At 67.4% G+C, this 8,089-nt stretch carries 8 protein-coding genes; 1 reads left to right on the top strand and 7 read right to left on the bottom strand.

What is annotated here, in order from left to right:
* Positions 1 to 188, bottom strand: a 188-nt coding sequence (locus ACYQ1H_RS12425; RefSeq protein WP_460028361.1) for a helix-turn-helix domain-containing protein, incomplete at its 3' end; no start/stop codon positions are given.
* On the opposite strand from ACYQ1H_RS12425, the gene ACYQ1H_RS12420 reads away from it, so the two are divergent.
* On the top strand, positions 187 to 591 hold the full coding sequence (locus ACYQ1H_RS12420) for a transposase (RefSeq protein WP_460028360.1): 405 nt from the start codon (positions 187 to 189) through the stop codon (positions 589 to 591). The genes ACYQ1H_RS12425 and ACYQ1H_RS12420 overlap by 2 nt on opposite strands.
* 169 nt (positions 592 to 760) lie before the next feature.
* Here ACYQ1H_RS12420 and ACYQ1H_RS12415 read toward each other — a convergent pair whose 3' ends face one another.
* The 6 genes from ACYQ1H_RS12415 to ACYQ1H_RS12390 form a co-directional block, all read right to left on the bottom strand.
* Positions 761 to 1,768 (bottom strand): COX15/CtaA family protein, encoded by a 1,008-nt coding sequence (locus tag ACYQ1H_RS12415; RefSeq protein WP_460028359.1) that lies wholly within the window; start codon positions 1,766 to 1,768, stop codon positions 761 to 763.
* 123 nt (positions 1,769 to 1,891) lie between these two features.
* Complete coding sequence (locus tag ACYQ1H_RS12410; protein ID WP_460028358.1) at positions 1,892 to 3,349, bottom strand: TrkH family potassium uptake protein; 1,458 nt, start codon at positions 3,347 to 3,349, stop codon at positions 1,892 to 1,894.
* Positions 3,350 to 3,412: 63 nt separating this feature from the next.
* The gene (gene nhaD / locus ACYQ1H_RS12405) at positions 3,413 to 4,867 is read right to left on the bottom strand and encodes a sodium:proton antiporter NhaD (protein ID WP_460028357.1); all 1,455 of its coding nucleotides are present in this window, start codon (positions 4,865 to 4,867) and stop codon (positions 3,413 to 3,415) included.
* A 203-nt stretch (positions 4,868 to 5,070) separates the two neighbouring features.
* Entirely contained in the window at positions 5,071 to 5,901 is an 831-nt protein-coding gene (locus ACYQ1H_RS12400; RefSeq protein ID WP_460028356.1) for an ABC transporter ATP-binding protein, read from the bottom strand.
* Positions 5,898 to 6,836, bottom strand: coding sequence for an ABC transporter permease (locus ACYQ1H_RS12395; RefSeq protein WP_460028355.1), 939 nt, complete (start codon positions 6,834 to 6,836; stop codon positions 5,898 to 5,900). The genes ACYQ1H_RS12400 and ACYQ1H_RS12395 overlap by 4 nt, the downstream gene beginning before the upstream one ends.
* Positions 6,833 to 8,080: an STAS domain-containing protein gene (locus ACYQ1H_RS12390; RefSeq protein WP_460028354.1), complete on the bottom strand. Its 1,248-nt coding sequence runs from the start codon at positions 8,078 to 8,080 to the stop codon at positions 6,833 to 6,835. Before ACYQ1H_RS12390 ends, ACYQ1H_RS12395 begins: the two co-directional genes overlap by 4 nt.
* Between the last annotated feature and the right edge of the window lie 9 nt (positions 8,081 to 8,089).

Below are 8,089 nucleotides of genomic sequence, written 5' to 3'. Positions count from 1 at the left end.
TCGGCTACGTCTGGTGCACCCAAAGCCTCAAGCGCATCGAGAATCCTTTCGACATCGGATGATGAGGCGATGTCGCCTTTTTCAATTCTTGAGACCTTGCTCTGATCAAGACCGGCCTTTTCGGCTATGGTCGACTGTTTGGCGCCAAGAGCGGCTCTGAAGCGGGCGATAGCCGGCCGCCACCGCATGCGGATCCGCCGGCTCAAGGTGAGCACGGCCCGCGACAACGACACCCTTCATCTGGAGGACGTGCTGGACCTCGCCAACACCGGGCGCGATCGCTACGGCGACAAGGGCTCTGTGGACCGTGAACGCGAGGTCCGGCTCAAGGCCGACGGCGGGCGGGTCCACATCCGGCGCAAGGCCGAGAAGGGTAAGCCCCTGTCCGTCTGCCAGGCGCGGCGCAATACCCGCATCGCCCGGACGCGCGCCCGGGTCGAGCCCGTGTTTGCCGGGTTGGCGCACCTAGGCGGCCAACGCCTCCGGGGCATCGGCCTGGACCGGGCCACGTTCCGGCTCATGGGCCAAGCGGCCGCGTACCACCTGCGCCGGTTATGCAGCCTGAATGCGAGCGGGGTGCCGGCCTTTTAACGCCCGAGGTGCGCCCGAAACCCGCCCACCGGGCGATGTCGGGGAATCCGAAAGACCTCCCGGCGGAGCCACGCCCAAAAAACCGGCGAATCGGGCTGCTCTCGGCCTGGCTCACGGCGTTTCATGGGGAACGAGGCGGTAATTCGAGGTTCCCACCAGCACGGCGGCTTCAGAGCCTGGTCGCGGAGCCGGGGATGGTCAGCGCCGCCGGCGGGGCGCTCCGGGCGTAGCCTGTCGCGTTGAACAGGAAGAACTGGCAGCCGAAGATCAGGTTGGCCAGCAGCAGGTGAAAGGGCTGCACATAGGCCGGGAAGCCCAGCCGGTCCAGCGTCACCCCGGTCAGGATGGCCACCACGACCAGCCCTGCCAGCAGCAGGCCCACCCGGCGCAGGAGATGGCCGGGCGCCAGCGCCTGCCACAGTTTCCACGCCAGCCACAGGTTGGTGAACAGGATCACGGAAGAGAACGAGCGGTGCACGTAGAAGATGATCGGGAAATGCTCGCGCCAGATATTGCGCTCGGCGATCACCTGCGCGTTGGTGATGCCATCCACCGCCTCGCGAATCTGCGTGCCCATCGCCACCTGCAGCAGCGTCAGGCCCAGCGCCACGCCCAGCACCGTCCGCCAGCGCGGTGGCAGGCCACGGGTGTCGAGTCCGGTCAGCCAGTCCCGCCGGGCACGGCAGAGGGTATGGATCAGCAGCGACACGATGATGAAGGCGACCACCATGTGCACGGTGATCAGGACCGGTTTCAGTTCGCTGGCCACCACCCGCGAGCCCAGCCAGCCCTGGAAGCCGACCAGCAGGAAAGCGCCCAGCGCCTGGTGGAAGACGGGCGGATCGGTCCTGCGGAACGGCCAGGCGCGGAGGAAGGTGGTCAGGATCAGCAGGCCGATGGTGACGCCCAGCAGCCGGTTCACGTATTCGGTCCAGGTCTTGACCGGGTTGAAGGTGGTGTCGCCGTAGCCGATGTATTTCTCGTGATAGTCCGGCGGCAGCTGCGATTCCTGCGTGGGCGGGATCAGCCGTCCGAAGCAGGTCGGCCAGTCTGGACAGCCCATGCCCGAACCCGAGGCCCGCACCACGCCGCCGACGAAGATCAGCAGGTAGACCGCAAGCACGGTGATGAGTCCGATGCGCCAGAATTTGTCGATGGGGTCGGTGGAAGGGGTCATGCGGAAAGTGCTCCCGGGTTGTGTCGTTGAGCCGGTGGGATGATAGGCCGCCGGTACCGGTTGCCCGCGAGCGGGATCGGACCGGAAATCCCGAACATCATTCGCGACCGTGATCCGTCCGGCCTATTTGCGCCAGAACGCCGGCGTGAACAGGATCAGTGCCGTGAAGACCTCGATGCGGCCGAGAAACATCGCCAGGGTGCAGATCCAGGTCTGGAAGTCGGTCAGGCCGGCATAGTTGCTGGCAGGGCCGACTTCGCCGAGGCCGGGGCCGGCGTTGTTGATGCTCGCGATCACGGCCGTCAGGGACGAGATGAAGTCCAGATCGCTGATGACCAGCAGCAGGGTCAGGATGACGATGGTCATGAAGTAGGCAAAGATGAAGCCCAGCACCGACAACACGATGCGCGAGCTCACCACGGTATGGCCCAGTTTCAGGGGGTTGATCGCCGAGGGGTGCGTCAGCTGGAACATCTGGTTCTGAGTTTGCTTGATCAGGATCAGGGTGCGCATCATCTTGATGCCGCCCCCGGTGGAGCCGGTGCAGGCCGCGACACAGCTAACGAACAGCATCCACAGCGGGGCGAAGATCGGCCAGTCGTTGAAGTCGGTGCTGGCGAAGCCGCAGTCCGTTCCGATCGACACCAGATTGAAGCTGGCATGGCGCAGGGCGGTGAAATAGTCCTCGTAAACCCCCTCCTGCCACAGGTAGAGCCCCAGCCCGGCGCAACTGCCCAGCATCAGGACCAGAAAGGGCATGGCTTCGAGATCGTGCCGGTAGGGGGTCAGGCTCCGTTGCTGCAGGGCGATGAAATGGGTGGCGAAATTCATGCCCGCCAGCAGCATGAAGACGATCAGCACGAATTCGATTTCCGGCGAGTTGAAGAAGCCGACGTTGGCGTCATGGGTCGAGAAGCCGCCCAGTCCCATGGTGGCGAAGGCGTGGCAGACGGCGTCCAGCCAGTCCATGCCGGCCCAGCGCAGGGCCAGGATGCAGGCGACGGTGATGAGGGCGTAGGTCACCCAGAGATTCTTGGCCGTCTCGGTGATGCGCGGCGTCAGCTTGCTGTCCTTGATGGGGCCCGGCGTTTCGGCGACATAGAGCTGGCGGCCACCGATGCCGAGGATCGGCAGAATGGCCACGGCCAGCACGATGATGCCCATGCCGCCGAGCCAGTTGAGCTCGTGGCGCCACAGGTTGATGGCCGGGGGCAGATAGTCCAGGTTGCTGAGCACCGTCGAGCCGGTGGTCGTCAGGCCCGACATGGTCTCGAAATAGGCGTCGGTGAAGGACAGGTCCTGCAGGTAGGAGGTCAGCGGAAAGGTGGCGAAGGCCGCCATACCCAGCCAGGCCAGTACCACCAAGATGAAGCCGTCGCGGGCCTTGATGTCCTGCTGGAAATGGCGCGTCAGGCCGAACAGCGCGGCACCGATGCCAAGCGTCAGGCCCATGTCCATGACGAACAGCAGTTCGGTGCCGTCGTCGTAGATCAGCGCGGTGGCGATGGGCAGCAGGTAGGTGATGCTGAAGACCACCAGCATCATCCCGAAGATGCGGGCGAGGGAAAGCAGGCGGGTCACGGCGTCGGGTCCAGGGTCCGGGCGCCGCTGGCCGGCCACGGCATGGTGGCGCCGCCCGGGTGTTCAGAAGAAACGGGCATTGATGGCGAAATGGGTCAGGATGCTGGCGGCATAGCCCAGCGCGATGGCCGGCAGCCACTTGAGATGCGTCATGAAGGAGTAGATGCCCTTGGTCTGCCCCAGCAGGCCGACGCCGGCCGCCGAGCCGATCGCCAGCATGCTGCCGCCGACGCCGGCGGTCAGCGTCACCAGCAGCCACTGGCCCTCGGAAATCTTCGGCGCCATGGTCAGCACGGCATACATGATGGTGCCATTGTCGATGAAGGCCGACACCACGCCGACCAGCACATTGGCCAGCGTCGGATCGAGGTCGCTGTAGAGGAAGTTCGAGGCCAAGGTCAGGTAGCCGATGAAACTCAGGCCGCCGACGCTGACCATGACGCCGTAGAAAAACAGCAGGGTGTCCCACTCCAGCCGCGAGACATTGTGGAACACGTCGAAATACGCATGCTGGTCGGTCAGCTCGCTCCTGACCGCCTCGGCGACTTCATGGTCCTCATCCGCCGGCAGCGGGGCGACCAGGGTTCCCTGGTCCTTCGCCCGTGAGCTGTAGAGGTAGTAGAAATAGAAGCTCAGGTAACTGAGGCCCGCCAGCATGCCGGCCGCCGGCGGCAGGTCGAGGAAGTTCTCGAAGCAGACCGCCGTGATGATGGTCAGGAAGAACAGCGCGATGATACCCAGCGCCCCGCGCCGCATCGGCATCAGCTGGGCGGCGGCGGCCGGCTGCCCGCGGGGAACCCAGAAGTTCATCAGCATGGCCGGGACGACGAAGTTGACGACCGCCGGCAGGAACAGCGAGAAGAAGTGCGCGAACGGCACGACACCCTTCTGCCAGACCAGCAGCGTGGTGATGTCGCCGAACGGACTGAAGGAGCCGCCGGCGTTGGTCGCCACCACGATGTTGACGCAGGCGACGCCGATGAAGCGGCGATTGTCCCGGGCCATGGCCAGCACCACGGCGCCCATCAGCAGGGCCGTGGTCAGGTTGTTGAGCACCGAGGACATGAAGAACGACAGGGTGCCGGTGATCCAGAACAGCTTGCGGTAGCCGAAACCCTTGCTCAGCAGCCAGACCCTGAGGTTGTCGAACACGCCACGCTGCTCCATGGCATTCAGGTAGGTCATCGACACCAGGATGAACAGGAACAGCTCGGCGTAGCCCTCCAGGCTGCTGCGGAAGGCATGTCCGGAGACCTCGCCCATGCCGCCCCGCACGTAGACCGCGCCGATCAGCACCCAGATCAGGCTGGCGGCGAACACCATCGGCTTGGATTTCCGCAGCATGGTCGATTCTTCCAGCATGGCCAGGATGTAGGCCAGGAAGAAGATGGCGAGGGCGCCGTAGCCGACCCAGTGGTGGGTGAGATCCAGCGGCGGACCATCCGGGGCCGCGGCAAGAACGGTCGCCGGCAGCCCGAAACCCAGGAGCGCGGCGATGAACGACAGGAAGACTGGCATGGGGCTTGGTGTCCTTGGCAGCATTGAATTCCAGTATTCAGGTGGATGTCGAGCGGCCGGCCGGCGCGTGCCGGCCTCCCCGGCAGGCGGATCAGGCTGCGGAATGATACCCGAGCGCATCCCGTTGCGGCGCGGCGCGTCTTCCTGCCGGCGGCTGTGCGCCGCCTCGGCAAGCGTTCCGGGCGGCTGTGTGCGCATGGCTGCTACACATACTGCCGCCGCAGCAGCTCGGCGGCGCTTTCGTCCAGCAGCTCGCGCCGGCGCACGTTCTCGAAGATGGCCAGCAGGTCGTCGGCCCGCTGGCGGCGTTTCTCGCTACCGCTGAAATCATGCAGGATCTGGCCCTTGTGCATCATCACGATGCGGTCGCCCAGGTTCACCGCCTGCTGCATGGCATGCGTGACCATCAGCGTGGTCAGGCGTTCCCGGCGGATGATGCGGTCGGTGAGGGCGATGACCTGATCGGCGCTCCGCGGGTCGAGGGCCGCGGTATGCTCGTCCAGCAGCAGCAGGCGCGGCTTCAGCCAGGTCGCCATGAGCAGGGTCAGCGCCTGGCGCTGGCCGCCGGAGAGGCTGCCGATGGCGGTGTCGAGCCGGTTTTCCAGCCCCATCTTCAGCTCGCGGACGCGGTCGCGCAGCTCGTCCATGCGCGCTGCCGAGGTGGCCCAGCCGAGGCCGCGGAACAGGCCGCGGCGCATCGCCAGGGCGAAGTTCTCGGCGATGGTCATGTTCGGCGCGGTGCCCGAGAAGGGGTTCTGGAACACCCGCCCGATCAGCGCGGCGCGCCGGTGCTCCGGCCAGTCGGTGACGTCGTGGCCGTCCAGCGCGATGCGGCCGCTGTCGAGCCGGAAGCTGCCGGCGATGGCATTGAGCAGCGTCGACTTGCCCGAGCCGTTGCCGCCGAGCACGATGACGAAGGCCCCCTCGGCGATTTCCAGGTCGACCCGCTGCAACGGGCGTACCTCGTTGACGGTGCCGGCATGGAAGGTCTTGCTGGCGGCGCTGAGCCTGACCAGCGGCGTCGGTGTGCTCATGCGTCCTCCCGCCGTCGCGCCGTCGACAGCCTGGCCAGGATGTCCGGCAGGATCAGCGCGGCGAACACGAACACCGCCGTCACCAGCTTCAGGTCGTTGGGGTTGAGGCCGAACGACAGGGCGATGGCCACCAGTTCCCGGAACAGCACCGAGCCGAGCACGGCGCCGGCGATGGCGAGTCCCACCCCCGCGCCGGCGCCGGTCATGGCCTCGCCGATGATGACGCTGGCCAGGCCCCAGACGACCATGCCGATGCCCATCTGGGCGTCGGCGAAATTCTGGTACTGCGCCCACAGCGAACCGGCCAGTCCCACCAGCCCGTTGGCCAGCGCCAGGCCGATCACCCGGTAGGCCTCGACCGGGCCGCCCAGGGCGCGAACCATCTGCGGGTTGTCGCCCGAGGCGCGCATGGCGGTACCGAGGTCGGTCTTGAGGAAGGCCCACAGCGCCGTCGCCACCGCCGCCACCAGCAGCGCCATGAGCAACAGCACGGTCAGGTCGGCGCTGGCCACCTCCCAGCCGAGCAGGTCGATGCGCTCGGCGCCGAACCAGGCCAGGCCCAGGTCCTCGCACAGCGTGGACAGGGTGGTCGCGCCCAGGAAGGGCAGGTTGCTGCGACCCATGACGCGAAGGTTCACCGAGTACAGCGCCGTCATCACCAGGATGCCGGCCAGCAGGGCGTTGATGCGGAAGCGGGTCTGGAGGATGCCGGTCACCGTGCCGGCCGCCATGCCGGCGAGGAAACCGGCCCCGGTCGCCGGCAGCGGATGCATGCCGCCCTTGACCAGCAGCACACCGGTGACAGCGGCGCCGAGGGTCAGCGAGCCGTCCACCGTGATGTCGGCGATGGCGAAGATGCGGAACGACAGGTATACGCCGATGGCCAGCAGGGCGAGGATCGTGCCTAGGGTCAGCGCGCCGATCAGGAGCGTCATGGCGGGGTCTCCGGCGGGTTGGCGGGCGGGACGTCGAGATGCAGCGGCGCGCACCAGATCGCGCCGCGGCGGAGGTGGCTCTCGCCGGCGCCGATGCCCTCGCGGTCATCGTTGAGCAGGTGCAGGACGCCGCGCAGGCACTCGCTCTCCAGCAGCCCGGCCAGGGTCGGGGCCAGCTCGATCAGCCCCTTGTGGACCGGGCGATAGGGCACCACGGCGGCATGGCAGTGGGCGTCGAGCTCGCCACCATGGCCAAGGGGACGCAGCAGGCCGGCCAAGGGTGCCCGGGGGCCGCGTGCTACCACGCCGACGATCAGGCAGGTTTCGCTGGCGTGCGCGGGCTCGGCGGTGAACAGCAGCCGGTCGCGCAGGGCCGGGAATGCGAACCAGTCGTCCACCGGCCGCTCCGGCGGCGCCTGCAGGGCGGCGCCGACCAGGCTGGCGGTTTCCGCGACCATCACCAGCACCGCCTGCTCCGTCGCGCAGCGTTCCAGCGCGGCGGCGGCCAGCTGGCCGAGCGGCAGGGGCGGGGAATCGGGCAGCAGGCCGAAGCGCAGCAAATCGCGGAACCGGCCGCTGGCATGCAGCCCGTAGTACAGGCGCAGGCTGGCGACGAGATCGCCTTCGCTGGCCAGCCAGTCGGGATGCGAGGGGTCGTCGCCTGGCAGGCAGACGGCGAGCCCGGCGACGCCCAGCAGTTCCCCGGCCCGTGCCGGATTGACCTCATCGCCCAGCGAGCCCAGTCCCAGCGCCAGCGAGTCTGCCGTCAGGTGCAGCGCCAGGGGTTCCGCCAGTGCCAGGCTGCCGGCCGGCGACAGGGGCTGCCCGGCCACGCGCCCGGCAAACCGCGCGCTGGCATCCAGTGTGTAGGCCTCGTAGGTTTCGCCGCCCCAGGACCAGCTTTCCCGCTGCGGCGTCGCTACCGGCGATGGCGCGGCGGCGGGCGGCGGCTCGATCAGCCGGTGGAAGCCGACCATGTCCAGCACTTCCCGCACCTGCGTCGATTGCGCGCTGATGTGCAGCTTGCCGCCGATGCTCTTCAGCTGCTTGGCCAGCAGCATCAGCACGCGGATGCCGGCGGAACTCAGATAGTTGACCTGGGCGAGATCGAGGATGACGCTGTGGCAGCCGACCAGCAGGGTTTCCTGCAGGGTCTTGCCGACCGTGCCGCTCCAGGCAGCATCCAGCCGGCCGGCGAGTTCGACGTGCATGGTCTCGCCGTCGAGACGGGTCTGGATGTCCATGGTGGCTTC

The sequence above is a fragment of the Methyloparacoccus murrellii genome (assembly GCF_054657115.1).
This window is presented reverse-complemented; position numbering and strand designations above follow the sequence as displayed.